Genomic DNA, 23,248 nt, shown 5'->3' with positions numbered 1-23,248 from the left:
CGGCTTTCGGCTTTCGGCTTTCGGCTTTCGGGAAGGTCGACGTGATGACCGCGAGAGTGACGGGCAAGATCATCGCCGCGCCGACTCCGCCGAGGAATCGGGCCGTCATCATGACCTCGATCGACGGGGCGAGGCCGGCTGCGATATTCGCGACGCCGAAGACGACGAGGCCCGTGAGCAGCATCGGTTTGCGGCCCCAGCGGTCGCCGAGCGCGCCTAGCGGCAGGAGGAGGGCAGCCAGGGTAATGGTGTAGATGTTGATGATCCACAGCACGGTGGCTTGCGAGGCGTCGAACGCCAGCGAGAGCTGTGGCTGGGCGACGTTCAGCCCGGATACAGAGGCGATAACGGCCATCAGCGCGATGCACACGCCGAGCAAGATCGCGCGACGCCGCCGCGGATCCTGGATCGTCGAGTCGGCGGCAAGCGCCTGGTTCGTGTTCATGAGATCCCTTAAAGAGCGCAGGAGGCAGCAGCGCCGAAGCCGACCTGCTCTGGCGCTGGTTGGTGGGTGGGGTAAACGCAACGGCCCGTACGACGCGCGTCGAGCCGCCTCTGCTGAGAGCCCGGAGCCGCCTGTACTACGGGCGGGTACCTGTACTACGAGGCGCCGGGTGGCCTGTACTACGGGCGCCGGGTGGCCTGTACTACGACGTCGCGCAGCTCGAGGGCTTTGCCTCCTGGGCCGGTGAGAGTACGGAGCAGTTCGTCGGTGGTGACGATGTCCCACCGGGTTTCGTCCAGTACGGCGGAGATGCCCGCTACTGTCGCCGACGCCTCGGCAGGCGGCTGGTGCTCGTGTCGCGAATGCTCCGCGGAGGGCTCGTGACCATGCGCCGAGCCCTGGGCTAGCGTGGAGTCTTGGGCGTTCGGGGAGCGGTGAGTGTGCTGGGATTTATGGGTGTGTGGGGACTCGTGGGTGTGTATGGACTCGTGGGTGTGTATGGACTCGTGGGTGTGTACGGACTCGTGGGTGTGTGTGGAGCCGTCGGGGTGTAGGTGGCCGACGGTCAGGAGCGTGCCGCCGGGGGCTACCCAGTTGGAGATGCGTTTGTAGAAGTCCAGTTGTGGGATCGAAGGGTGCGCGTAGTGCGTTGTCACCAGGTCGAACTTCGCGGCTGGGCTCCAAACTGTCAGGTCAGCCTCGACCCACTCCACCTGCTGCGACAGGCCGCCGGCGATCGCGCGCCTGCTTGCACGAGCAAGCGCGTCGGACGAGATGTCGGCTGCGGTCACCTGCCATCCCTGCGTTGCGAGCCAGATTGCTTCCGCTCCGGCTCCGCACCCCGCATCAAGCGCCGTTCCCGGCGTCAGGCTGCTGGTCCCGTTGACCAGATACGGATTGGGCGGGATACCCTCCATGGCTACCGGCTCGCCATGCCGCCAGTGCTCTTCCCAGTAGTTCTTGGTGAAATCGTGCGTCATTGCGACTCTCCTCCGCGTTTTCGCCTACCTCACCGAGAGTGCCGACCGCCGACCGTGATGGCAAACCTTGTTGCCGAATGGCAAACTGCGGAGTATGAGCGAAGCAATCGACCGGACCCTGAACGCGGTAGGACCGAGGTTGAAGCAGCTCCGGCTGCGGCGTGACATCACGCTCGCGGACCTTGCGGAGGTGACCGGTATCTCGGTCAGCACCCTGTCCAGGCTCGAAGCCGGCCTGCGCCGTCCCACGCTCGAACAGCTGCTACCGCTCGCGAGCGCGTACGGAGCGACCCTGGATGAACTCGTCGATGCGCCACCGACCGGTGACCCGCGCATCAACCTTCGCCCGATCGCCTGCGGTGACGGGGCGACCGTCATCCAGCTGACTCGTCGGGCCGGCGGCATCCAGGCCTACAAGTTCATCCTTCCGGCCGGGGACGACAGCCAGGAACCCGAGCTACGCACACACGAGGGCTTCGACTGGGCCTACGTCCTCAACGGCACACTGCGCGTCGTACTGGGCGAACACGACATGATGCTCAAGCCCGGTGAAGCCGTGGAATTCGATACCCGCACACCACACTGGTTCGGCGCCACCGGCGCTGGTCCGGTCGAGTACCTCAGCCTGGTCGGCAAACAGGGCGAACGCGCCCACATCCGAGCCACCTCGAAGGCGGACTGACCAACCCGATCGGTGGGCGCTGGCGCCGCATCGGGGCCGAGCGCCCGGCGTACGCGGCGCCCGGCGTACGCGGGGTGGTTGGGCTACAGGGGGCGGGGGCCGCGGCGGCGGCGGATGCCCCAGCCGCCTCGGCCTCGGCCGGAAGCGGCCCGGAGGGCGGGGCGGGCGTCGACCAGGTAGACCCCGGCCGCGACGATCCCGATCAGGCCGAAGAAGCTCAGCCAGCTCTGGAACAGCTGGCTCAGCGTGAACGTCACCAGGATCAGCACCCAGCCGGGCTTGGTCAGCTTGTCCGCCGCGACGAACACCGCGCGCGGCCGGAAGGCGGCATCGAGCAACGCGACCAGCTTGAGGCCGAGCAGCACCCACCAGATGACGTCGATCGGATTCGCGAACCCCGGAAACAGGGTAGGGAACGTGGCGAGTGCGAGCATGCGTACGAGCCTAACGTAGGCGTGGGTGGCCCAGCTCTGCTCAGCGGCAGAACTGGACCACCCACGCAGGTGGTGTCACAGCCCGTGTCACAACTCAGGGCCGCGGAACTACTCTCAGTCGCCGACCTTGGAGGCCGCGGCCGAGGCGGCCTTGGTGGCGGTCTTCGCGGTCTTGCGGGCGCTGGTGGCGGTCGCCTTCACGTTGCGCTCGGCGCTCTCGGCGGTCTTGCGCGCGGTGGTGCGGGTGGCCTTGGCCTTGCTCACCGTGGTCTTGGCCTGGGCGACCAGGTCCTCGGAGGCCTTCTGGTTACGGATCCGGCCGACGATCTCCTGGCCGCGGGCGGCAAGGTCGTCATAGGCCTCCTCGGCCTGGCCGAGGACGGTGGTGAAGCCGGCCCTGCGCGACGGCGGGCAGCTCACGAAGCTTGGCCGGCACGGTCTTGGCGTCGGCGGCGAGCGCCTCGAAGCGCTTGGCCAGCTCGGCCTGACCCTTGGCGAGCTCCGTCTGACGCTTGGTCAGCTCGGTCTGCAGGGTGGTCTGTACGGTCTTCTGATCCAGCTTGGCGAAGCGGCTGGACACGTCGCCGCTGACCGCGCGGAACTTCTCGACGGCCAGGTCGCCGGCGCCGGCGATGACGTACAGGGGCTTGACGGAGGTACGGGTTGCCATCAGGCATCTCCTCGGAGCATTGATTTTCAGCGGGGTCTGTACTGCGGTACTGCGGGCAGCCGGTTCCGTGAGGGGACCGGCTAGTTGGTGGTGCGTTTTCTTGCAGGGGTCTTTTGGGCGGCCGGCTTCTTTGCCGGCGTCGCCTTCTTGGGCGCGGCGACCTGCTCGGCGGCGGCATCGGTCGCCGCTGCCTGGGCCGGGGTCGCGACCGCGGTATCGGGCGTGTTCTCACGGACGAAGGAGCCGTACACGTCCAGCAGGACGCGTTTCTGCCGCTCGTTCAGCGCGGGGTCGAGCAGTACCGCGTCGACCACCCCGGATGCCCGGCGGGCGCCGTCGGAGCTGTCGTTTGGATCGAGGATGCCGGCCCGTACGTAGAGGGTCTCCGCGGAGATCCGCAACGCCTTCGCGAGTTGCTGCAGCACATCGGCCGACGGTTTCCGCAGGCCACGCTCGATCTGGCTGAGATACGGGTTCGACACACCGGCCAGATCGGAGAGCTGCCGCAGCGAAAGCTGCGCGTGCCGGCGCTGCTCGGCGAGGTACTCCCCCACCGAACCCATCCCGTCGGCAACACGATCACCCAATCCGACCATGCCCCCATTGTGCTAGCAGGGTGCTTGCAATTGCAAGCAGACCTGCCGTGAGCCCAGTCACCCCGTACTACGAACGCAAGCCAGGCGCCCCGACCGCCGGCCCCGCGGCACATCCCGCAAGGGTCGAGGTCAGGGAAGGCGGAGGGTACGAGGCGCGCCGCACGCGTGCCGAGGGCGGGCTGCGGGGCGGGTGCGGGCGATGGGCGGGCGGGGTTAGCTGAAGAGGTTCGGCGACGGGTGGACCGAACCCACCTCTACGCCGCCGCCCAGGAGGGGAAGGTGGGTTTGGGACTGGATCTCTTCGTTGTCGATGCCGAGGTGCTGGAGGACGGCGGCCATGACCACGGCGCGGGCGCGGGGGTTGCCGTCTTCGACCTTGACGGCGATGCCCCGGCCGTCCGCGAGGCCGACGGCGTACACGCTCTCGGCGCCCGCCTTGCAGAGCAGGCCGTCGACCGTCCTCATCAACCTGGCCTCGTCGCGCCTACTCCCGCTGGCGTACTCCGGGTACTCGCGGAAGGCGTTGGCGATGCGGCCTTCGTGGGTGTCTGGTGCGGCAGCGGCGAAGAGGCCGAAGGAGCGGGCCAGGCCCGGCCAGGCTGATGGCCAGCAAGGGGGCACCGCAGCCGTCGACCGCGACGTACGAGACCTTCTCGCCGGCCGAATCCTCGATCGCCGTCCGGATCGCCTTCTGGACAGGGTGTTCCGGTGAACGGTAATCGTCGCGACCCCAGACACCGTCGGGACTCTTGGCCCGGGCGTCGTCGTGGATCGGCCAGCCGTTCGTCACGCAGGTGGCGATCATCGCGGCGTGCTTGCCGGAGCAGTTCATCGTGATCGGGTCGACGGCGCGGCCGGCACGCACCCACTCGTCGCGCGCCTGCTCGTCGATCGGGTACGCCGGCGGAGTACGCAGCGCGGTCTCGTCCAGGCCGACGCCCGCCAGGATCCGCCGTACGCCGTCGCGGTGGATCTCCTCGCCCGAGTGGGACGCACCGGCGAGCGCGAGGAGTTCGCCGTCGAGGTCGAGTCCGCTGCGGAGCATGCCGAGCGCCTGCATCGGCTTGTTCGACGAGCGCGGGAACATCGGCCGGTCCACCACGCCGACGGACCACTCCACGGAGCCGTCCGCGGCGGTCACCACGACGGAGCCACGGTGATGGCCCTCCACGAATCCGCTGCGGACGACGTCGGCGAGGATCACAGGTTCGGTCACGGCTGCACTGTACGGCTCAGACGTCAGGTGCAAAAACCCAGGTTGACCATGATCCCCCTCACAACACCACTAACGTCCGAAAGGTCGAGGGTCCTGCCCCACGTGCTTTCGGACGTTAGCGAGTCTCGCGCTAACGTCCGAAAGGCCGAGGGTCCTGCCCCACGTGCTTTCGGACGTTAGCGGGTGGGGAGGCAAGGAGGCGGGCGTTAGAGGCGGGCGCGAACGTGCAGGCCGACCTCGGGGTCGACCAGCAGCTCCTGGGTGGCGGTGACGGTCGGCTGGTCCTCGGCGACGACCTCCAGGACCGCCTCCGGGTCCACCGAGCGCTTCACCAGCGCGAGCGCGATCGGCCCGTACTCATGGTGCCGGGCAGCAGACCCGACGAACCCGATCTGCTTCTCCCCGGCCCGTACTGCGTTCCCGTGGCCCGGCAGATGATCAACCGACCCGTCCAGGTGCAACCGGACCAGCCGACGCGGCGGACGACCCAGGTTGTGCACCCGCGCGACCGTCTCCTGGCCGCGATAGCACCCCTTCTCGAGGTGCACGCCGACACCGAGCCAGCCGACCTCGTTCGGGATCGCCCGCTCGTCCGTGTCCAGCCCGAGCCGGGGAGCGCCGGCCTCGATCCGAAGTGCCTCGTACGCCCAGACCCCCGCAGGCTGCCCGGCCGACGCGACATACGCCGCCAACTCGCCACGCGGCACGAAAACCTCATAACCGCCGAGCGAATCCGCGCCCGACCGGGTGATCAGCGCCGACTCGACCGGCGCCCCCGGACGCCAGACGATGGCGTACTCCTCGGTCACGTCCTTGATCTCGACCCGGGACATGAAGACCATCTTCTGCAGCCACTCGACCAGCGACGCCGCGGCACCCGGCTCGGTGTGCAGCCAGAATGTCTCACCATCGTCGAACCCATACATCACGTGCTCGATATGCCCAGTTGGCGACAGCAGCAACGCAGTCGTCGAGCTCCCCGGCCGCAGCCCTTCGAAGTACTGGCTCGTCAACGCGTGCAACCAGGTCAGCCGGTCCGGCCCAGCGATGGTGACCACGTCGCGATGCGACAGGTCGACATACCCCTGACCGTTCACCAGCGCCCGCTGCTCGCGGAGATCCGACCCGTAGTGGGCCGCCACTCCGGCATCGAGCCCGCCGGCCTCGACCGCTCCGGGCAGATCCAGCAAAGGGCTGCGCTTCGTTGACATATCACCAGAGTACGTCCCCCGGCGTACGCCGAATGCCTCCCGCTGTGGGATGTGGACAACTCCGCCCGACGCCAGGCTGGAACCACAAACTCGCGAGAGGAGAGAACGATGACCGACAAGCGATTCCGGTTCGGTGTGGTGGCGAGTCCGGACCGAGGCGCCCAGGCCTGGCAGTCGACCGTACGCCGGGCCGCCGAGCTCGGGTACAGCACGATTCTGATGCCCGACGGGCTGCAGCTGCTGTCGCCGTTCCCATCGCTGGCCATCGCAGCGGCAACCGCCGACATCCGCGTCGGCACCTTCGTCGCCGCGGCCCCGCTGCGTCCGCCGCGAGCCGCCGCCTGGGACGCGCACACGCTGACGGTACTGACCGACGGCCGCTTCGACTTCGGCATCGGTACCGGGCGGCCGGCGGCGGCGCAGTTCGCGGCCGAGCTCGGATTGCCGTTCGGGACCGCGCAGGAGCGTCGCGAGCAGGTGCTCGAGACGCTGGACCAGCTGATCAAGCTGGACGGCGACCGGCGTACCCCGATCATGATGGCCGCGGGCGGACCGAAGTCGCTGGCGATGGCTGCCGAGCGTGCCGACATCGTCTCGCTCGCGAAGCCGGCGATGACACCACGCGAAGAGGTCGCCACCCTGGCGCGCGAGCTCCGGGAGTTGGCGGGGTCGCGAGCCGACGACATCGAGCTGGCGATGAACCTGTTCGCAGCCGGGACCGGTGAACTGCCTCCCTGGACGAAGCAGGCCGCCGGAGTGGACGCGGCGGCGCTGGCCGCGAGCGATTCGCTGATGCTGCTGCCCGGAACGCCGCAGGAGATGGCCGACGAGTTGCAGCGCCGCCGCGACGAGTTCGGTGCCTCCGACATCAGCGTCAATGCCCCCTACCTCGACGAACTGGCCCCAGTCGTCGAACTCCTGGCAGGGAAGTAGAACGCGTTGTCCGTACTGCGGGCGCCCGGCCGCACGTAGTACAAGCGGACAGCGCGCTGCCCGTTGGCTCTCGGCGGAGGAGAGCCAACGGGCAGCGCTGAGGGGTGGGACAGTTGGACTAGTGGTCCTCGGGCCGTCCTCCGACCGCCACGGGAGTGCCTTCCGGTACGTCGCCCGCGTGCGTGTCACCGGCGGCGAAGGCCTCTTCGTCGAACGGGTCCTCACCGGCGAAGACCTGCCTGGCCTGCTCCTTGTCGAACGCGCCGACCCAGTTGCCGACCAGGATCGTCGCGACCGCGTTGCCGGCGAAGTTCGTCAGTGCCCGGGCCTCGGACATGAACCGGTCGATGCCGACGATCAGGCCGACGCCGTCGAGCAGTTCCGGCCGGTGCGACTGCAGACCGCCGGCCAGGGTTGCCAGGCCCGCACCGGTGACACCGGCCGCGCCCTTCGAGGCGACGATCATGAACACCAGCAAAGAGATCTGCTGCCCGATGGAGAACGGCTGGTCCAGCGCCTCGGCGATGAACAGCGACGCCATCGTGAGGTAGATCGCGGTGCCGTCCAGGTTGAAGGAGTAGCCGGTCGGAACGGTGATGCCGACGACCTCCTTGCTGACGCCGACATGCTCCATCTTCCCGATCAGGCGGGGCAACGCCGTCTCCGACGAGGAGGTCGACACGATCAGCAGGAACTCGCGGCCGAGGTACTTCAGCAACTGGAAGATCGAGACCCCGGTGAAGACCCGAAGAATGGTGCCGAGGACAACGACCACGAAGAGCAGACAGGTGATGTAGAAGGCGATCATGATCATCGCGAGGCTGCGCAGGGCCTGGCCGCCGGCGGCGCCGACGACGGTCGCGATGGCACCGAAGGCGCCGACCGGCGCGGCCCACATGATCATCGACAGCACCTTGAACAGCAGCCGCTGCAGGTGGCCGATGCCATTGAGGATCGGCGTCCCCTTGTCGCCCATCGCCTGCAGCGCGAAGCCGATCAGCAGGGCGACGAACACGGCCTGCAGCACCTCGCCCTCGGTCAGCGAGGACAGCACGGTCTTCGGGATGATGCCGAGCAGGAAATCGGTGGTGCCCTCATGCGCCTTCGGCGCCTGCTGCTGGCCGGTCTTGCGCAGGGCGTCGGTGAGGTTCAGGCCGGAACCGGGCTTGACCAGGTTGCCGACCACCAGGCCGATGGCGAGCGCGACCGTCGACATCACCAGGAAGTAGCCGAGCGCGAGCCCCCCGACCTTGCCGACGCTGGCGGCCTTGCGGACGGAGCCGATGCCGAGCACCAGCGTGCAGAAGATGATCGGGCTGATCATCATCTTGATCAGGTTCACGAATCCGGTGCCGAGCGGTTTCAGCTCGACCGCGAAGTCGGGGAACAACAGGCCGACACCGATCCCCAGGGCGACGGCGACGATGACAGCGATGTAGAGGAAGTGGGTCCGGTCGTTACGGACCGGTGTCGGTCGGGTTGGGGTCGGGCTCGACATGGCGACTCCTGAGCTTGCTTGGAACACAGCGGGCGGCTGGGTTGTGAGTAACTGTGACGTGACGCACAGAGGAACTGCGCATTTCGTTCATATCGTTCGCAGCCGTCCCGCATCCCCGCCGCGCGGTTCGCCTCCTCCGCCTGACGGCGACCTGTCGCCGAACTGCGATGCCACCAGTGGGTCACGCCATCCCTCGCCTTCCTTCCCTTCCCCACCAGGCCGACGCCGAGCTGTGATGCGACCAGTGGGTCACGCCCATCCCTCGCCTTCCTTCCCTTCCCCACCAGGCCGAGGCCGAACTGTGATGCGACCAGTGGGTGCACTGGAATGCACAATGTCGGGGTGAACCGCCGTCCGTCCGAGCTGCGTCGCCAGGTGCTCTGGCTGCAGTCCGTCACGGTCGCGGTCCTGATCGCGATGGTCTGGATCACCCTGCTCAGCCGCGCGCGCTCCCAGGCCGACCGGGATGCGGCCGCGACCGGAGCGGTCCCGCCCAGCTGGTGGGACCTGCTCCAGCTCGAACTGCGCTCCATGCTCGGCATCGGCTGCCTGATGCTCGGCGTCGCGATCGCCGGCAACGCGCTCGTCACCTGGCGGGTCCGGCACGCCACCCGCGGGATGGGTACCCAGTCGCTCGCCTGGATGCTCGACTTCTACGAAGGCGTACTCCGCGCGGGCCCGCGAAGGCCTGGTACTGGTCGACTCGGAGCACCGGGTCCAGCTGGTCAACGACGAAGCCCGCCGCCTCCTCGGGCTGCGCGAGGTCCGGCCCGACAGTACGGTCGACGAGCTGCACCTACCCGCCACGTTGGCGGAGCTGCTGACCGCAGGCAGAACGGCGTACGACGAACTGCACCTCGGCGCTCATGGAGTCCTCGTGGTGAACCAGCAGCCCGCTCGCTCCGGCAGGATCGTCACATTGCGAGACCACACCCAGTTGCAAGCGCTGCTGGGCGAGCTGGACGCGGTACGGAGTCTCGCTGAATCGCTGCAGGCGCAGAACCATGAAGCCTCGAACCGCCTGCACACCGTGGTCAGCCTGATCGAGATCGGCCGGCCCGAACGGGCCCGCGAGTTCGCCGTGTCGGAGCTGCAGCTCGCCCAGGCGATGACCGATCGCGTCGTCGGTACCGTCGGGGATCCCGTACTCGCGTCGCTGCTGCTCGCCAAACTCGCCCAGGCTCAGGAACGCGGCGTACTCCTCACCCTCGAGCTCGGCTCGGAAGCGCTCAACACCCGGCTCCCCGCCCAGGACGTGGTCACCGTGGTCGGCAATCTCCTCGACAACGCGATCGAGGCCGCTCGCGGCGGACAGGCCCCGCGTCGCGTCGAGCTGAAAGCCGGTACTACGCCTGACGCGATCGACCTGGCCGTGACGAACACGGGTGCCGAGTTGGGTGCCACCGAGCTGGCCCGGATGTTCGATCGCGGCTGGACCACGAAGGCCGAGCCGGGACACGGACTCGGGCTGGTACTGGTTCGCAGTACGGTCGAACGCTGGCAGGGGACGTTGATGGTCGACCCGGATTCCGAGCTCGACGAAGTACCCGCACTGACCGTCCGGGTGCGGCTGCCGCGAGCGGTGAGCGCCAGTGCCTGACGTACTGCGCGTGCTGGTGGTCGAGGACGATCCGGTCGCGGCCGAGGCCCACCGCACCTACGTGGACCGCCTCCCCGGCTTCGCTTGCCTTGGAATAGCCGGTACTGCGGCACGTGCGCTCCAAGTGCTCAGCCAGCAACCGGTCGATCTCGTGCTGCTGGACATGAATCTGCCGGACGGGCACGGGCTGGACGTAGTACGGCGAATGCGTGCCGTAGGCAACCAAACAGACGTGGTGATGGTCACGGCGGCCCGAGAGGTGGCAGCTGTTCAGGCGGCTGCCCGGATCGGCGTTGTTCAGTACGTACTGAAGCCGTTTGCCTTTGAAACCTTGAGAGATCGACTCAGTGCCTATGCTCGCCAACGCCGCGCAGCAGAGGCTGGCCAAGTAGTGGCCGACCAGGACGAGGTCGACCGATTGTTGCACCCAGCAACCGTTTCGTCTGTTCCGAAAGGGCTCGCGGGATCAGTGCTGGATCGCGTGGTGACGCTGCTCGGCAACCGGGAAGGCTGGACCGCCGAGGAGATCGCCACCTCGCTCGGGACCTCCCGGATCACAGCCCGCCGCTACCTCGAACACCTGGCCGACCAAGGCCAAGCCTTACGCACCCAGCGCTACGACGGCCGCAGCGGCCGCCCCAAGGTCGAATACTCCTGGGTCTCCGAAAGCTGACTCAACCTAAGGGCTCGGCGGTCGAGTGGTGCGCTCGCCGGTCAGGCGCGAATGAGGGTGGCCCAGAGGTGGGGTTGGAGGGGCTGACCCTCGGCGGCCATGTCGTAGGCCCACATCAGTTCGCCCTTGACCAGGCCGTACAGGCGGTGGCCGGCGGCGACCTCCTTGGCGGTGGCGGTGCGGGCGACGACATCGGTACGCATCTCGACCTTGGCGCCGTCGATCTCGCCGTACCAGACCTCGGCGAAGCCGGTCGGGTGCGCGAGCACGACCTCGAGCTTGTTGTCGGGCTTCGGCCGCCAGAAGCCGGTCTCGACCGCGAGCGGACGCTCCTTGGTGCCGTCCTCGCCGACCACGTAGGTCTGGCTGACGTAATGCAGGTACGGCTTGCCGTTGTGGCTGAAGTCGATCTGCTGGCCGAACTCGAACTTCTCGATGGTCGGGTAGTCGCCGTGTCCGCGACCCTCCCACCGGCCGAGCAACCAGGCCAGCGGCATCAGATCAGGGTGCAGGTCCTGCGGGATCTCGAAAGCCATTGCCGTCAGCTCGCGCTGCGGCCGCGGAGCAGCCGGTAGACGACGAACACGGAGAACCAACCCATGAAGAGGGTGACCAGCACCAAGAGGCTGGTGAAGACGACATGCAGCACGTTCCACAGTCTAGGGGATGGCTGAGGTGTCCTCGGCTACGGTGGCGTGATGTCCCGCACGCTGGTGATCAAACTGACCGCAGGTGCCGAAGAACCCGAACGCGCGAACCAGGCCTTCACGGTCGCCGCGACGGCGGTGGCAGCCGGAGCCACGGTGTCACTGTGGCTGACCGGGGAGGCGGTGTGGTTCGCGGTACCGGGGCGGGCCGAAGCCTTCGAGCTACCGCACGCGGCGCCGTTGGCCGAACTGCTGGCCGGCGTACTGGCCGGAGGTCAACTGACGGTCTGCACCCAGTGCGCCAAGCGCCGCGACCTGACGCTGGACGACCTGGTACCGGGTGCCCGGATCGCCGGAGCCCCCGCCTTCACCGAAGAAATCCTCACCGACAACGCCCAGGCGATCGTCTACTAGCCGCTCGCCCGTGTGCCCGGGGATCAGCCGCCAGCGGACCGGTTGCCGGGTTAGTCACCGCCGGGGGCTTGGCCGGCGGTGCCGTTGCTGTGACCGCCGCGGTCCATCGACTTCTGGTGCTGTTGGCCGGCCGTCTGGCCCCCGCGGCCGGCGGTAGCGGGCTCGCGTTGCTGCCCCGTCGCCCGCGTGGGTGAGACCTGACCGCCGCGGTACAACATGTCGACGTCGGCCTGCTCCTGCTGCGACATCTGGCCGCCGCGCTGGCCCTGACCGTTCTGATCTTGGCCGTTCTGGCCCTGGCCATTCTGATCTTGGCCGTTCTGACTCTGGCCGTTCTGGTGCGCCTGCCGGTCCGCTGCCAGCCGCGCCTCTACCGGGTCCGGCGGCCGCTGCCCGTCGCTCTCCTGCCCGTTCTGCTGGGCACCGTTCTGCTGGGCGCCGTTCTGCGTCCGGTTGTCCTGGCCGCTCTGCTGCTCAGCCTCAGCAGCAGCCCGCTGATCACCAGCAGTCGGCAACCCCGGCTGCGGCCCAGCCTCCCCCTGCTCCTGCCCAGCCCCATCCTGCCCAGCCCCATCCTGCTCAGCCCTGTCGCGCTCCTGCCCAGCCCCGTCCAGCTCCTGCCCAGCCCCGTCCAGCTCCTGGCCAGCCCCGTCCTGCCCGGCCCCGTCCTGCTCCGGGCCCGGTCCAGACCCGTCTTGCCCCGGCTCGTCCGGCACAGCCCCGTCTTGCTCCTGCCCAGCCTCGTCCAGCTCCTGAACTGGCTGAGCTTGCTCTGGGTCGCGCTGGTCCTGCTCCTGGCCAGCCGGATCTTGCTCCTGGCCGGTCTGGTCCTGCTCCGGGTCCGCCTGCTCCTGGCCGGTCTGGTCCAGGTCGGTCTGGGGTTGGTTGTCTTCGAGTTCGTCGACCTGGGTGCCGTCGATGGCCGGTTGGGTAGTGGTCTGCCCGTCGTCGGTCACCTCGGTGACGGCCGGGTTGTTCTCGCCCTGCTCGGCCTCAGCACCCTGCCGCTCGGCGGCCGGGATGGCTTCCATCCCCGCCGGCACCGTCTGGGTGACTCCAGGCTGGGTGTTCTCCGTGGTCACAGCCGGATTCTCGGCGTCGACGCCGTCCGCTTCCGCCGCCGGCGCATCCACCCCATCCTGCCCATCGGCGTCGAGCCCGGGCTCCGCGTCCGCCCCGGTCTGTTCGCTCCCGTCCGGCCCGTCCAGCTCGTTCCCGTCCGGCCGGTTCCCGTCCGGCCGGTTCCCGTCCGGCTCGTTCCCGTCCGGCTGGTTCTCGTCGGCCTCACGAATCTCTTCGGCCAACTCCTCGGCCGCCACCCCTGCGGCCGCCCCCGCAGCAGCCGCCGGTACTACGTCCGGCCCGTCGCGCTCCGGATCCTGCTGGGCGCGCTCTTCCTCTTCGCGATCGCTCTCGCGCTCCTGCTCCGAGCGGTCCTCGTTCTCGTCACGCTGCTGCTCGTCGGCCTCTTCCCGCTGCAGGTCAGCGGCCTGATCATCAAGCTCGTCCTCACGATCCTCGGTGTCGTCGCGCTGGTTCTCCGCGTCGTCGACACCGTCGCGGTTCAGGTCCGTACGGTTCAGCTCCGCTTCCGCCTCGGCATCGCGCCGTGCCGGGTCATCGGGATCGCCCCGATCCTCGTCGAGATCAGCATTCAGCTCGTCGACCTCACGCCGTACGTCGGGATCGAGGTCGTCCGTACGACCCCGGTCGAGGTCCTCCTGCATCTGCCGCGCCAGCCGCTCCCGGACCTGCTGTCGCTCCTCGGGCGACAACGCCTGGTAGATGCGGTTGGCCTCCTCGTGCTCACGCAGGACGTTGCGGAACTCCTCGATCATGACCCGCAGTTCGCGCTCACGGTTCGAGTTCGGCTGGTTCGTGCGGTTGCGGAGCAGCCTGGCCGTCAACCGCCGGAAGATCTTGTAAAGGTCCCTCAGCAGGTCCTCTTCGATCGACGCCATCAGGCCACCTCGCTCGCATAAACGGAATACCCGAAGCCGACCGAAACGTTCGCCTTGCCGGCCTCGGGCTGGGTCGCGTACAGATGCAACTCGGCGCCCGGCCGCAGCCAGACCGCCAGGTGACGGCGGCGGTCACGCCACTCATCAGGGATCCGCGGATCATTGCCGGGACCGACGAAAATCGGGTCGCCCCAGTGCTTGCGTGCCAGCGCCAGCTGCCCGGGCCAGTGATCGTCCAGGCCCTCCTCGGCCAGCTCGACCTCGCCCGCCTCGATGTCGTACGCCGACCAGCCGCTGCGCGGGCTTTCGGGCAGCACCGCGTCGGGCAGCACCAGCATCACGGTCTCGCGCCGGGTGACGAGTCCCCAGGTGTACCGATCGGGGTCGATGTTGCCGGGAGCCCAGGGACGCCAGCCGGTGGCGTCGCTCACCCGCGACACCAGGGCGCGGATGGCGTCCAGACCGGTCTCGGGCGGCCCCCAGACCCGGTTCCAGTCGTACACCTCCGCGAGGTCGGCCATAGCGCGCTCGTCGTCGTCCGACGACCGCTGCTGTGTCCTCACCTGTCCCGCTCCTCTCGATCGAACCGTCCCAGCCTAGAGCCACCCGGTGCCACCCCGGCTCAGACGCACCAGCCCACCCGCCCGGATCCGCGCGTCCCGCCCGGAAGCTACCGGTTTCGCGACGCTACCGCGATCGCCGGCGACCTGTTCTCGAAAAGTAAGGCATTCGGGGTTGCCGCTGAGCAGCGTTTGCGCGGGGGCGGCGGGCGTTCGCGATCAGTAATCGGCAACGGTCTCCGGCGCGCGTCTTCCTGCGTTGTGATGGAGAGTATGAAGCTGCCCGAGCCCCCGACGGAGAAGTCGTTCCCGTCGCCGCTCCATCATCCCCGCGTGGCCACCGTGATCGGCCGTTGGCTGGGGATCGCCGTGACGATCTGCTTCCTCACCGGGCTCTTCAGCCATTTCCTGCAGCAGACCCCCAGCTGGCTGGACATCCCGACCCGACCTGCCTCGCTCTACCGGGTGACGCAGGGTCTGCACGTCCTGACCGGCACCGTCTCGGTTCCGTTGCTGTTGGCAAAGTTGTGGACGGTCTATCCCAAGCTGTTCGAGAAGCTCCCCTGGCCGCCGAGCCGGAAAGCTCTCAGCGCCGTGTTCGAACGCCTGTCCATCGCAGTACTGGTGGCCGCGACGGCGCTCGAGCTCTTCATCGGCTACCTGAACACCCTGCAGTGGTACCCGTGGCCGTTCCCCTTCAAGGAAACGCACTACGCGCTCGCCTGGATCATCATCGGCGCGCTACTGGTCCACCTCGCCATCAAACTCCCCCTCATCACGGCAAACTGGCGAGCCACCCCAGCAGACCGTACGCCGCTCGCGCCGTCGGAACCGAAGTCGTTGCCGCCAGCAATCACCGGGTTGAGTCGACGGGGCCTGTTCCGAACGGTCATCGGGGCGGGGACCTTGGTGGGGATCGCCTCGGTCGGGCAATCGGTGCCGGCGTTCGGGCCGATCGCCGTGCTGGCGCCGCGCAAACCCAACGTCGGCCCGCAAGGCCTACCGGTCAACCGGACCGCCGAGGCTGCCGGAGTGACCACGGTCGAGGCGGACTGGCGATTCGCGGTGAACGGGCCGCAGCCACTGTCGTACTCCCTCGACGAGCTGCGAGCGCTACCGCAGAGCCGATCTAGCCTGCCGATCGCCTGCGTCGAAGGCTGGAGCCAGGGCGCCCGCTGGGAGGGGATCCGGATCAAGGATCTGCTCGAACTCTGCGGCGCCCCCGAGGGGTCGAGCCTGCGGGTCGTCTCGATGGAGAAGGGCGGCTTCTACGCGACGAGCGAACTGCCGCCCCAGTTCGCGGCCGATCCACTCACCCTGCTCGCCCTCAAGCTCAACGGCGGGGACCTGGACCTCGATCACGGCTTCCCGGCCCGCATCATCGCCCCCAACCGCCCCGGAGTCCTGCAGACGAAGTGGGTCCACCGCCTGGAGGTACTCACATGACAGCCAAGTTCCCTAGCGGATCAACCATGGTTCGTACGGCGATGGGCGCGTTGGGCATTGGAGTCGGACTCTGGGGATTGCGGTTGCTGTTGCAAGCGGTGACCGGAGGCGCGCTGCTGCGATTGCCCCTCTGGCTGGGCGGCGCGGTGGTGGTGGACGACTTCTTGCTGATGCCGTTCGCCATCATTGCGGGGTTCCTGCTCACGCGCTGGTCGATCGGCCCGGACCGGCACCGCCTGGTGACCACGGTCCGGACGACCATCCTGTACGTCGGGATCACCACCCTGATAGCGATCCCGCTCCTGATCCGCCAGGGCAAGGGCGTCAACCCGACCGTCCTGTCGCGGAACTACCTGCTCGACTGGTTGTTGCTCGAGGCCACCATCGTGGTCGTCGGCGTACTGGTCGCGATCGTTCAGCGCAGGCGTTTCACGTTCAGGAGGTCGCGGGCCTCGTCCGGGCTCATCGGCGGTCGCTGAGCAAGAGTCGCCAGCGTCGCGGCTCGTTCGACGAGATCCGCGTTGTGGGTGACAGGCTGACCCTTCGCCATCGTCAGGGTGTCCTCCATGCCGATCCGGAGGTGGCCGCCCTTGGAGAGCGCCGCCAGCGCGATCGGCAGCGTCGTACGGCCGACGCCGGTGGCCGACCAAGACGTCACCGCCGCGGGAAGACCGTTGACAGCGGCAACCAACGCGTCCGTCGTACCGGGCATGCCACCGGGAACACCCATCACCAGGTCGCAATGCACCTTGCCGCCGTACGGCAGGCCGAACTTGTCCAGCAGACGGTGCAGCGCGGCGACGTGACCGAGGTCGAACAGCTCGAACTCAGGCACGATCTCGCGTTGCTGGGTGAGCCGGTAGAGCTCCGTGACGAACGGCCATGGGTTCATGAACACGTCGTCGCCGAAGTTGACCGTACCCATCGTCAGCGAGCAGGAATCCGGTGCCGCGTCGAGTACCCGCAGCCGGTGCTCGAACGGGTCGGTGACAGCGCCACCGGTCGACAGTTGCACGATCAGCGCGGTGTTCTCGCGGACCGCGGTCACGGTCTCGCGCAGCCGGCCGAGATCAAGAGTCGGCCTGTGCTCACCGTCGCGGATGTGGATGTGGATCATCGCGGCCCCGGCAGCCTCGCACCGCTTCGCCGTCTCGACCAGCTCCTCGAGCGTGGTCGGCAGCTCCGGGCAGTCGGCCTTCGCGGTCTCGGCGCCGGTGGGGGCAACAGTCAGCAATGTCGACGTCATGAGGCGAATCGTGCCAGATCCAGCCCGGAAACGAGATATTCAGCGGTCGGGAGCCATAAATACCGGACATTCTCCCGACTGGCACACTTCAGCGCATGAGAGCTGTGGTGCAGCGGGTGACGGAAGCGTCGGTGCTCGTCGAGGGCGAAGTGGTCGGGGCGATCGACGGGCCCGGGCTGATGGTCCTGCTCGGCGTCACGCACGACGACACCGCCGAGAAGGCGGCAGCATTGGCGGCGAAGATCTGGACCTTGCGGATCCTCCGCGACGAGCGGTCCTGCTCCGACGAGAACGCGCCGATCCTGGCGATCAGCCAATTCACCCTGTACGCCGATACGCGCAAAGGCCGGCGCCCCTCGTGGAGCGCGGCCGCTCCCGGACCGGTCTCGGAGCCCTTGTACGACGCGTTCTGCGCCGCCCTGGAGAACCTCGGCGCCAAGGTCGAACGAGGCAGGTTCGGCGCCCAGATGGACGTCTCCCTCATCAACGACGGCCCGGTCACGCTCATCCTCGACGCCTGAAAAGACCGGACCCCCGGCCCCGGATCACTGGGATCCGGGACCGGGGGGTCCGGTGGTGCCCGTCTGAATCGGTGAGGTTCGACTCAGTTGGGGAAGGTGGCCGGCTTGATCAGCCGATCACACCGGCGGCCGAGTGGCCCACGATCACCTTGGTGTTCAGGCTGTAGACGTCGATCACCAGGGCGTTGACAGAGATGAACCGATCCTTGCGCACGACCTGGTTGAAGGTCAGCTTGGCGATACCAGGGATGTTCAGCGTGGCGTTCGGCTTGTTCGGAACGGCGTAGACCTTGTCGCCGACGCGGACGGAGACCACGTCCGAGCTGTAGTTCAGGCCGATCTTGCCGTCCTTGGTCTTCCACGCGGACGCGGAGGACTCGATCGCACCGATCTCCATGTTGGCGACCTTGACGCTGGCCGTCTTCGAGGTGAAGGTGATGGCGGCCTTGTCCTTGCCGGTGTAGCCGTTCTTGGTGGTGGTGACAGCACCGATGAAGGCGACCCGCGGGATGTTCAGCTCTCCGACGGAGACCCGGACGGTCTTGCCCTCGGTGCCCTGGCAAGCGGCCTGGTACGACGTCGGGCCGGAGGTGACCAGCTTGTCGACGTTGGCCTGCGTGCCGTAAGCCTCACCCGTGACCATCGCGATGGTCGGGGTGGTGATCTCGGCGCGCGTCTTCAGGACCGCGACGTCAACGCCCTCGGGGGTGAACTGGTTCCGCACGTTCGCGTGGACGACGATCGCCTGCGCGTACGAGTAGATGCCCGTGCTCGTCTTGACACCGCCGACGCGGTTCAGCACCACGTACCCGAGGCCCGGGATGGCGACCTTGGTGTTCGGCTTCGGGTTCAGCAGGCTCGGCACCGACAGGTTGCCGATCTTGATGGAAGCGAAGGTGGTGCTACCCGTGTACTGCAGCTTGCCGTCCTTGTACCACGCGGTGGTCGTGGTCTTCGCGCCCGTGATGTGCAGCAGGCTGCCGAGCCGGATGTCGGCGGCGGTCGCGTTGCTGGTGACACCGTTGCCGCGCGCGTCGTTGAACGAGTGCGTGTCGGTGGTGACCGTCTTCGCGATGGCCTGGTTGTTCACGTTCGCGGTCGCGAGGTCGTTCTTCGACGACGCGTGCGAGTTGGTGGTGCAGCTGATCTGGCTGAGCACCTGCGGGCCGCTGTTGGCCAGCCCGCTCTTGGCGTCGGTGCCGATCGAGTAACCGCTGTATCCGAAAACCTCGGCGGCGGACGCCGAGCCCGAGGTCAGCGCAATCGTAGAAACTACGCCGACGGCGGCGGCGACGCCGACCACGGCAAGCTTCTTGTATCCGATGCGGGGTCTCATGACCCCTCCTCCCTGAGTGATGACGTGACCCTAACGAGCGGGTCAGGACACAGACACAACTCAGGTGGTCGCGGTAGGTAACGAGAAGAACACCCGACGAGATCAAACTGTTACATTGTCGTCACAGTCGAGAAAATCGAGATCTTGTCCCCGACGGCCGATCGTGCATCAAAGAACGGTCGTGCTGGAGAAATGGCAAAGGGCCCGGACGCGCGAGGTCCGGGCCCTTCGGGCTACTGCTACCTGGGGGACGAGGTCAGACGGCTACTGCCACCTCGGCGACCTCGCCGTACTGCGCCACGACCTGCCGGTCCACCGGGTCGGCCTTCGGGGCCAGCGTGCGCAGGGTCCACGAACCCGGCGCCGCGAAGAACCGGAAGTGCCCGGTCGCCGAGGTCGGCACCTCGGCCGTGAACTCACCAGTGGAGTCGAGCAGCCGCACGTAGGCGCCGCCGACGGGCTCCTCGCCACGGAGTACCTGACCCTGGATCACGGCTTCCTTGTCGACGTCGACACCCTTGAGGTCGAGGCCGCCCTTCTTGGCTCCGCACATGGTCAGGCCTTCCCGGGCTCGTCGCCGAGTGCGACAGGTACGCCGACCAGCGAACCCCACTCGGTCCACGAACCGTCGTAGTTCTTGACGTTCTCCTGGCCGAGGATCTCGTGCAGCACGAACCAGCTGTGCGCCGAGCGCTCACCGATCCGGCAGTACGCGATGGTGTCCTTGCCGAAGTCGACGCCCGCGTCGGCGTACAGGGTCTTCAGCTCGTCGTCGGCACGGAAGGTGCCGTCGTCGTTGGCCGCCTTGCTCCACGGGATGCTGGCCGCGGTCGGGATGTGACCCGCGCGCTGCGCCTGCTCCTGCGGCAGGTGGGCCGGGGCGAGCAGCCGGCCGGCGTACTCGTCGGGGCTGCGCACGTCGACCAGGTTCTTGACGCCGATGGCGTCCAGCACCTCGTCGCGGAAGGCCCGGATCTCGAGGTTCTGCGGCTGCGCGGAGTACTCCGTGGCCTCGCGCTTGACGACCTCGTCGGTCAGCTCGCGGCTGTCCAGCTCCCAGCGCTTGCGACCGCCGTCGAGCAGCCGGACGTCACCGTGACCGTAGAGCTTGAAGTACCAGTACGCGTACGCCGCGAACCAGTTGTTGTTGCCGCCGTAGAGCACGACGGTGTCGTCGTTCTTGACACCACGCGACGACAGCAGCGCCTCGAACTGCTCCTTGTTGACGAAGTCGCGACGGACCTGGTCCTGGAGGTCGTCCTGCCAGTCGATCTTGATCGCACCGGCGATGTGACCGGCGTCGTACGCCGAGACGTCCTCGTCGACCTCGATCAGTACGACGTTCTCGTCGGACTTGTGCTCTTCGACCCAGTCGGCCGAGACGAGCGCGGATTCCCTGCTCATGTGTGCTGCTCCTCAGGTGGTAGTAGCGGTGTTGGGCGTACGAATGCGGTGGATCAGCAGATAGGCCTCGCAACCGAGGCAGAGACCGACGGCCGCGTTCACGAACGCGGCCACGAGGGCGAAGCCGGTGGCGACCACTCCGAGCACGTCGGCGCCGGCCAGATATCCGATCAGGCCGAGCACGGCGAAGACCAGCCCGACCAGTTGGGCGAACCGCGGCGGCGCGGCATCTTCCAGCTCCTTCGGCGGACTCAGCAAATACTGACCCCACCCCGCCACCCCGGTCAGGTGCCGGGGCCGGACCAGCCGCTTGAAGAGTCGCCCGTACGGCGATGCCTGGACGCCGAACGCGACCGAGATCGCGAACACGACGGCCTGGACCGCCAGCGGCCAAGGACTGTTCAGCACCAAGGTCAGCGCGAGCACCACGGTCGTGACGCCGGCCGCGAACCGGAGTCCGCGCGGATCGACCTGGGGGTTTGCTGCCGTCCGACTGGACATGACGACTCTCCGGTGGGAGGTGGAACGAGCCGGAATCCGCCCGAAGACGCGGAAGGCGACGTACTGGGAACCGTGCTCAGCGACCGGTTCCAGAGCGTTCGAGACGCCGCCTGGTCAGCAAGGACGACACAGGGACGAGCGCATGCGGCAGTTGTCCACTGCCCTGCGCTTGGTCAGCCATGTCGTGTACTCCACGCCACCGAGAGTACGGAAACCCGGCAGGGGGAGAACCTTTTGTCCCATTCTTTGAGACAACTGATCATTATGTGAACAGCGCCACGCTCGGTGACCGCTTGTGCGTCAGCGGTGCCGGGGCTGATGGCCGACGACGACGTTGGTGCCCGCGACCTTGTCGTGCAGCGCTTGCTTCTTGTCGTCCCACAGCGGCCAGAGGTAGTCGAGCAGCCCGAGCAGACCGAACAGGTTGCCGATCAGCGGGATCGCGCCGAGGACACCGAGCGCGGCGTACAGGCCGAAGCGCTTGAAGACGGCGACTGCCGGCGGCGGACCGGGAACGTCGCGGAGCCGGACGCTGATGCCGACTGCTTTCTTACCGGGCGTCGAACCGCTGCGGGTGAGGAAGAAGAACTCGTAGACGAAGTACAGAACCATCGCGATCAGGGTCGCCGGCAGGATCCACTTGTAGACGTCCCACGGCAGCGTCGTGTTGAACTTCGGCGACTGGCCCGCCCGCGCCTGGTCGAACAGGTCGCTCTCGTAGTCGAGCGCGGCCTTCATGTAGTGGTACCAGAAGTAGCCGGTGAGCGGCAGGCTCACGACGAGCACGATGAGCCCGTCCAGGATCCGCGCGCCGACCCGCTTCCACCAGCCCGACAACGGCACGCCGTCCGGCGTCGCCGGCACCCGCGGCCCATACCCGAACCCCTGCTGCCCGTACTGCTGCTGCCCGTATTGCGGCTGTCCGTATTGCGGCTGGCCCTGCTGAGACTGCCCGAACTGCTGCCCGTACTGCGGGGCACCCTGCGGCTGGCCGTATTGCTGCTGACCTGCCTGCTGCGGCTGGCCTAGCTGCTGCGATTGCCCGTGCTGCTGTTCCGGCTGGGCCTGGCCGAACTCACCCGGGTACGGCGGCGGCCCCGGGCGCGGGCGGCGATGATCCGTCCACGCGTTGCCGTCCCAGTACCGCTGCGAGGACAGGTCCTTCGGATCGTCGTACCAGCCATGCGGAAAGCTCACCGGCACAGCATCGCTTACTCCGAGGTCGTCTGAACAATCACCAACCGGATGCGGGGTCAGTGCGGCTGGTGGTCGACTGCTGCGCCGAGGGCGGCGATCACGTCGGGCTTGCGCGGTTGGCCGCTGGCGCGGGTCACGATGGCGCCGGTCGCGTCGAGGACCAGCACCGTCGGCGTACGGAGGATGTCCAGCCGGCGGACCAGGTCGAGATGCGATTCCGCGTCCAACTCGATGTGCTGGACGCCCTCAACCATCGACTCGATCTCGGCGAGCGTCCGCCGGGTCGCGCGGCAGGGCGCGCAGAACGCGGACGAGAACTGCAGCAGCGTCGCCCGCCGGCCGAGCTCGACGCCGAGATCCGCCGCGGTCAGCCGGACCTGGTCGTCGGCCTCTTCAGCAGGGACAGAACCAGCTCGCACTGTTGCCTTCCTCACCGGGTGCGTCCCCCGGAAGCGTCCGTCGAACCGGGACTTGAACACGCTGAGACCGACGCCGATGGCGACCGCACAGACGAGAACGATGATCCCTGGGCTCACAACAATCCAGAGTACGTCGGTGGTCTTTCAGCTCAACCGGCAGTTCATCCCTTGGACCCGAACGGCGGCGGACCGAGGATCTCGATGCCGCCGTTGGCCGCCGCGGAGGCCTGGATCCGGCCGAAATCGACCACCCCGGGCTGATCCGGATCGAACGGCTCGCTCGCACCCCAGTAGAACTCCTGACCGATGCCAGGGGTGAGCAGGCAGAGCACCCGGGCAGTCTCCGAGACCACCAGGAACGCATGCGGCATCCCCCGCGGAACCAGCACCAGCCCGCCCTGACCGACCTCGCGCTGCTCGCCGTCCAGGTACATCAGGATCCGGCCGTCCAGGACGTACATGGACTCGTCGGCCTCCGGATGCAGGTGCAGCGGCGTCGTCTTGCCCAGCTCCATCTCGTCCTCGAACAACAGATAGGCCCCATCGGTCTCCGTCGCGGTGGCCATCCAGCGATGCGCCCCGCCGCCGAAGAACCAGCGCTTGTCCCCTTCATCGGCCGCCCTGACGATCGCAGCCCGCAGCTTGCTCACAGCCATCG

General features: G+C 67.8%; 29 protein-coding genes and 1 pseudogene. 9 read left to right on the top strand and 21 right to left on the bottom strand.

Going from position 1 to position 23,248, the window contains the following annotated elements:
* Positions 1-91: 91 nt before the first annotated feature.
* Together F1D05_RS42165 and F1D05_RS25170 are read right to left on the bottom strand one after the other, a co-directional pair.
* Positions 92-355, bottom strand: a pseudogene (locus tag F1D05_RS42165) (MFS transporter); the annotation flags it as partial.
* Between the two features lie 269 nt (positions 356-624).
* The gene (locus F1D05_RS25170) at positions 625-1,425 is read right to left on the bottom strand and encodes a methyltransferase domain-containing protein (protein WP_185442957.1); all 801 of its coding nucleotides are present in this window, start codon (positions 1,423-1,425) and stop codon (positions 625-627) included.
* 94 nt (positions 1,426-1,519) lie between these two features.
* Between F1D05_RS25170 and F1D05_RS25165 the strand changes: the two genes are divergently transcribed.
* A complete protein-coding gene (locus tag F1D05_RS25165; protein ID WP_185442955.1) occupies positions 1,520-2,107 on the top strand; it encodes a helix-turn-helix domain-containing protein in 588 nt (195 codons plus the stop codon).
* A gap of 83 nt (positions 2,108-2,190) precedes the next feature.
* On the opposite strand, the gene F1D05_RS25160 is transcribed toward F1D05_RS25165, so the two are convergent.
* The 7 genes from F1D05_RS25160 to F1D05_RS25140 all read right to left on the bottom strand — a co-directional run bounded on the left by F1D05_RS25160 (position 2,191) and on the right by F1D05_RS25140 (position 6,234).
* Positions 2,191-2,541 carry a DUF2516 family protein gene (locus tag F1D05_RS25160; RefSeq protein ID WP_185442953.1) on the bottom strand — a complete coding sequence of 117 codons (351 nt, stop codon included), beginning with the start codon at positions 2,539-2,541 and terminating at the stop codon, positions 2,191-2,193.
* Between the two features lie 114 nt (positions 2,542-2,655).
* The gene (locus F1D05_RS40810; protein WP_246485955.1) at positions 2,656-2,961 is read right to left on the bottom strand and encodes a hypothetical protein; all 306 of its coding nucleotides are present in this window, start codon (positions 2,959-2,961) and stop codon (positions 2,656-2,658) included.
* On the bottom strand, positions 2,894-3,211 hold the full coding sequence (locus tag F1D05_RS40805; protein WP_246485954.1) for a hypothetical protein: 318 nt from the start codon (positions 3,209-3,211) through the stop codon (positions 2,894-2,896). Before F1D05_RS40805 ends, F1D05_RS40810 begins: the two co-directional genes overlap by 68 nt.
* Positions 3,212-3,291: 80 nt before the next feature.
* Positions 3,292-3,807, bottom strand: a complete 516-nt coding sequence (locus F1D05_RS25150) for a helix-turn-helix domain-containing protein (protein ID WP_185442951.1) — start codon at positions 3,805-3,807, stop codon at positions 3,292-3,294.
* 213 nt (positions 3,808-4,020) lie between these two features.
* Positions 4,021-4,338 carry an asparaginase gene (locus tag F1D05_RS42160; RefSeq protein ID WP_281388989.1) on the bottom strand — a complete coding sequence of 106 codons (318 nt, stop codon included), beginning with the start codon at positions 4,336-4,338 and terminating at the stop codon, positions 4,021-4,023.
* Positions 4,292-5,023 carry an asparaginase gene (locus tag F1D05_RS42155; protein WP_281388749.1) on the bottom strand — a complete coding sequence of 244 codons (732 nt, stop codon included), beginning with the start codon at positions 5,021-5,023 and terminating at the stop codon, positions 4,292-4,294. Before F1D05_RS42155 ends, F1D05_RS42160 begins: the two co-directional genes overlap by 47 nt.
* 206 nt (positions 5,024-5,229) lie before the next feature.
* Positions 5,230-6,234, bottom strand: a complete 1,005-nt coding sequence (locus F1D05_RS25140) for a YgfZ/GcvT domain-containing protein (protein ID WP_185442948.1) — start codon at positions 6,232-6,234, stop codon at positions 5,230-5,232.
* 108 nt (positions 6,235-6,342) lie between these two features.
* Here F1D05_RS25140 and F1D05_RS25135 point away from each other — a divergent pair, with 108 nt between their 5' ends.
* Positions 6,343-7,167, top strand: a complete 825-nt coding sequence (locus F1D05_RS25135; protein WP_185442947.1) for an LLM class flavin-dependent oxidoreductase — start codon at positions 6,343-6,345, stop codon at positions 7,165-7,167.
* A 118-nt stretch (positions 7,168-7,285) separates the two neighbouring features.
* On the opposite strand, the gene F1D05_RS25130 is transcribed toward F1D05_RS25135, so the two are convergent.
* Positions 7,286-8,665: a cation:dicarboxylate symporter family transporter gene (locus F1D05_RS25130; protein WP_185442945.1), complete on the bottom strand. Its 1,380-nt coding sequence runs from the start codon at positions 8,663-8,665 to the stop codon at positions 7,286-7,288.
* 342 nt (positions 8,666-9,007) lie between these two features.
* Here F1D05_RS25130 and F1D05_RS40800 point away from each other — a divergent pair, with 342 nt between their 5' ends.
* The 3 genes from F1D05_RS40800 to F1D05_RS25120 are packed head-to-tail and all read left to right on the top strand — an operon-like array spanning position 9,008 to position 10,938.
* Positions 9,008-9,649: a hypothetical protein gene (locus F1D05_RS40800; RefSeq protein WP_246485953.1), complete on the top strand. Its 642-nt coding sequence runs from the start codon at positions 9,008-9,010 to the stop codon at positions 9,647-9,649.
* Positions 9,585-10,265 carry a sensor histidine kinase gene (locus tag F1D05_RS40795; RefSeq protein WP_246485952.1) on the top strand — a complete coding sequence of 227 codons (681 nt, stop codon included), beginning with the start codon at positions 9,585-9,587 and terminating at the stop codon, positions 10,263-10,265. The genes F1D05_RS40800 and F1D05_RS40795 overlap by 65 nt, the downstream gene beginning before the upstream one ends.
* A complete protein-coding gene (locus F1D05_RS25120; protein ID WP_185442943.1) occupies positions 10,258-10,938 on the top strand; it encodes a response regulator in 681 nt (226 codons plus the stop codon). Before F1D05_RS40795 ends, F1D05_RS25120 begins: the two co-directional genes overlap by 8 nt.
* 41 nt (positions 10,939-10,979) lie before the next feature.
* Here F1D05_RS25120 and F1D05_RS25115 read toward each other — a convergent pair whose 3' ends face one another.
* The gene (locus tag F1D05_RS25115; RefSeq protein WP_185442941.1) at positions 10,980-11,474 is read right to left on the bottom strand and encodes an FABP family protein; all 495 of its coding nucleotides are present in this window, start codon (positions 11,472-11,474) and stop codon (positions 10,980-10,982) included.
* 162 nt (positions 11,475-11,636) lie between these two features.
* Here F1D05_RS25115 and F1D05_RS25110 point away from each other — a divergent pair, with 162 nt between their 5' ends.
* Entirely contained in the window at positions 11,637-11,999 is a 363-nt protein-coding gene (locus tag F1D05_RS25110; protein WP_185442939.1) for a DsrE family protein, read from the top strand.
* A 50-nt stretch (positions 12,000-12,049) separates the two neighbouring features.
* Here F1D05_RS25110 and F1D05_RS25105 read toward each other — a convergent pair whose 3' ends face one another.
* Positions 12,050-13,960: a hypothetical protein gene (locus tag F1D05_RS25105; protein ID WP_185442937.1), complete on the bottom strand. Its 1,911-nt coding sequence runs from the start codon at positions 13,958-13,960 to the stop codon at positions 12,050-12,052.
* Entirely contained in the window at positions 13,960-14,523 is a 564-nt protein-coding gene (locus F1D05_RS25100) for a hypothetical protein (RefSeq protein WP_246485951.1), read from the bottom strand. The genes F1D05_RS25105 and F1D05_RS25100 overlap by 1 nt, the downstream gene beginning before the upstream one ends.
* Before the next feature lie 270 nt (positions 14,524-14,793).
* Here F1D05_RS25100 and F1D05_RS25095 point away from each other — a divergent pair, with 270 nt between their 5' ends.
* Positions 14,794-15,966: a molybdopterin-dependent oxidoreductase gene (locus F1D05_RS25095; RefSeq protein ID WP_185442935.1), complete on the top strand. Its 1,173-nt coding sequence runs from the start codon at positions 14,794-14,796 to the stop codon at positions 15,964-15,966.
* On the top strand, positions 15,963-16,445 hold the full coding sequence (locus tag F1D05_RS25090; protein WP_185442933.1) for a hypothetical protein: 483 nt from the start codon (positions 15,963-15,965) through the stop codon (positions 16,443-16,445). The genes F1D05_RS25095 and F1D05_RS25090 overlap by 4 nt, the downstream gene beginning before the upstream one ends.
* On the opposite strand, the gene F1D05_RS25085 is transcribed toward F1D05_RS25090, so the two are convergent.
* Positions 16,382-17,212: a 3-keto-5-aminohexanoate cleavage protein gene (locus F1D05_RS25085; protein WP_185442931.1), complete on the bottom strand. Its 831-nt coding sequence runs from the start codon at positions 17,210-17,212 to the stop codon at positions 16,382-16,384. The two genes, F1D05_RS25090 and F1D05_RS25085, sit on opposite strands and share 64 nt — an antisense overlap.
* Before the next feature lie 95 nt (positions 17,213-17,307).
* Here F1D05_RS25085 and dtd point away from each other — a divergent pair, with 95 nt between their 5' ends.
* Positions 17,308-17,733, top strand: coding sequence for a D-aminoacyl-tRNA deacylase (gene dtd / locus F1D05_RS25080; protein ID WP_185442929.1), 426 nt, complete (start codon positions 17,308-17,310; stop codon positions 17,731-17,733).
* A 109-nt stretch (positions 17,734-17,842) separates the two neighbouring features.
* On the opposite strand, the gene F1D05_RS25075 is transcribed toward dtd, so the two are convergent.
* The 7 genes from F1D05_RS25075 to F1D05_RS25045 all read right to left on the bottom strand — a co-directional run bounded on the left by F1D05_RS25075 (position 17,843) and on the right by F1D05_RS25045 (position 23,246).
* Complete coding sequence (locus F1D05_RS25075; RefSeq protein ID WP_185442927.1) at positions 17,843-19,069, bottom strand: choice-of-anchor P family protein; 1,227 nt, start codon at positions 19,067-19,069, stop codon at positions 17,843-17,845.
* A gap of 256 nt (positions 19,070-19,325) precedes the next feature.
* Positions 19,326-19,622 carry a DUF1416 domain-containing protein gene (locus F1D05_RS25070; RefSeq protein WP_185442926.1) on the bottom strand — a complete coding sequence of 99 codons (297 nt, stop codon included), beginning with the start codon at positions 19,620-19,622 and terminating at the stop codon, positions 19,326-19,328.
* Between the two features lie 2 nt (positions 19,623-19,624).
* Complete coding sequence (locus F1D05_RS25065) at positions 19,625-20,473, bottom strand: sulfurtransferase (protein WP_185442924.1); 849 nt, start codon at positions 20,471-20,473, stop codon at positions 19,625-19,627.
* Positions 20,474-20,485: 12 nt separating this feature from the next.
* Positions 20,486-20,974, bottom strand: a complete 489-nt coding sequence (locus tag F1D05_RS25060) for a DUF4395 domain-containing protein (protein WP_185442922.1) — start codon at positions 20,972-20,974, stop codon at positions 20,486-20,488.
* 300 nt (positions 20,975-21,274) lie between these two features.
* Positions 21,275-22,171, bottom strand: coding sequence for an RDD family protein (locus tag F1D05_RS25055; RefSeq protein ID WP_185442920.1), 897 nt, complete (start codon positions 22,169-22,171; stop codon positions 21,275-21,277).
* A 56-nt stretch (positions 22,172-22,227) separates the two neighbouring features.
* A complete protein-coding gene (locus F1D05_RS25050) occupies positions 22,228-22,707 on the bottom strand; it encodes a TlpA family protein disulfide reductase (protein WP_185442918.1) in 480 nt (159 codons plus the stop codon).
* A 44-nt stretch (positions 22,708-22,751) separates the two neighbouring features.
* Complete coding sequence (locus F1D05_RS25045) at positions 22,752-23,246, bottom strand: cupin domain-containing protein (protein WP_185442916.1); 495 nt, start codon at positions 23,244-23,246, stop codon at positions 22,752-22,754.
* Positions 23,247-23,248: the final 2 nt, after the last annotated feature.

The sequence above is a fragment of the Kribbella qitaiheensis genome, assembly GCF_014217565.1.
GTDB lineage: Bacteria > Actinomycetota > Actinomycetes > Propionibacteriales > Kribbellaceae > Kribbella > Kribbella qitaiheensis_A.
The sequence above is the reverse complement of the archived record's forward strand: the minus strand, read 5'-3'. Positions and strand labels throughout refer to the sequence as shown.

Bases quoted from the DNA above. Each gene is read 5' to 3' on its own strand.
- F1D05_RS25045 (WP_185442916.1), bottom strand. From the start codon at position 23,246: ATGGCTGTGAGCAAGCTGCGGGCTGCGATCGTCAGGGCGGCCGATGAA.
- F1D05_RS25075 (WP_185442927.1), bottom strand. From the start codon at position 19,069: ATGAGACCCCGCATCGGATACAAGAAGCTTGCCGTGGTCGGCGTCGCC.
- F1D05_RS25150 (WP_185442951.1), bottom strand. From the start codon at position 3,807: ATGGTCGGATTGGGTGATCGTGTTGCCGACGGGATGGGTTCGGTGGGG.
- F1D05_RS40805 (WP_246485954.1), bottom strand. From the start codon at position 3,211: ATGGCAACCCGTACCTCCGTCAAGCCCCTGTACGTCATCGCCGGCGCC.
- F1D05_RS25140 (WP_185442948.1), bottom strand. From the start codon at position 6,234: ATGTCAACGAAGCGCAGCCCTTTGCTGGATCTGCCCGGAGCGGTCGAG.
- F1D05_RS25070 (WP_185442926.1), bottom strand. From the start codon at position 19,622: ATGTGCGGAGCCAAGAAGGGCGGCCTCGACCTCAAGGGTGTCGACGTC.
- F1D05_RS25065 (WP_185442924.1), bottom strand. From the start codon at position 20,473: ATGAGCAGGGAATCCGCGCTCGTCTCGGCCGACTGGGTCGAAGAGCAC.
- F1D05_RS25165 (WP_185442955.1), top strand. From the start codon at position 1,520: ATGAGCGAAGCAATCGACCGGACCCTGAACGCGGTAGGACCGAGGTTG.
- F1D05_RS25060 (WP_185442922.1), bottom strand. From the start codon at position 20,974: ATGTCCAGTCGGACGGCAGCAAACCCCCAGGTCGATCCGCGCGGACTC.
- F1D05_RS25085 (WP_185442931.1), bottom strand. From the start codon at position 17,212: ATGACGTCGACATTGCTGACTGTTGCCCCCACCGGCGCCGAGACCGCG.
- dtd (WP_185442929.1), top strand. From the start codon at position 17,308: ATGAGAGCTGTGGTGCAGCGGGTGACGGAAGCGTCGGTGCTCGTCGAG.
- F1D05_RS25135 (WP_185442947.1), top strand. From the start codon at position 6,343: ATGACCGACAAGCGATTCCGGTTCGGTGTGGTGGCGAGTCCGGACCGA.
- F1D05_RS25130 (WP_185442945.1), bottom strand. From the start codon at position 8,665: ATGTCGAGCCCGACCCCAACCCGACCGACACCGGTCCGTAACGACCGG.
- F1D05_RS25160 (WP_185442953.1), bottom strand. From the start codon at position 2,541: ATGCTCGCACTCGCCACGTTCCCTACCCTGTTTCCGGGGTTCGCGAAT.
- F1D05_RS25115 (WP_185442941.1), bottom strand. From the start codon at position 11,474: ATGGCTTTCGAGATCCCGCAGGACCTGCACCCTGATCTGATGCCGCTG.
- F1D05_RS25095 (WP_185442935.1), top strand. From the start codon at position 14,794: ATGAAGCTGCCCGAGCCCCCGACGGAGAAGTCGTTCCCGTCGCCGCTC.
- F1D05_RS25105 (WP_185442937.1), bottom strand. From the start codon at position 13,960: ATGGCGTCGATCGAAGAGGACCTGCTGAGGGACCTTTACAAGATCTTC.
- F1D05_RS25090 (WP_185442933.1), top strand. From the start codon at position 15,963: ATGACAGCCAAGTTCCCTAGCGGATCAACCATGGTTCGTACGGCGATG.
- F1D05_RS25110 (WP_185442939.1), top strand. From the start codon at position 11,637: ATGTCCCGCACGCTGGTGATCAAACTGACCGCAGGTGCCGAAGAACCC.
- F1D05_RS25170 (WP_185442957.1), bottom strand. From the start codon at position 1,425: ATGACGCACGATTTCACCAAGAACTACTGGGAAGAGCACTGGCGGCAT.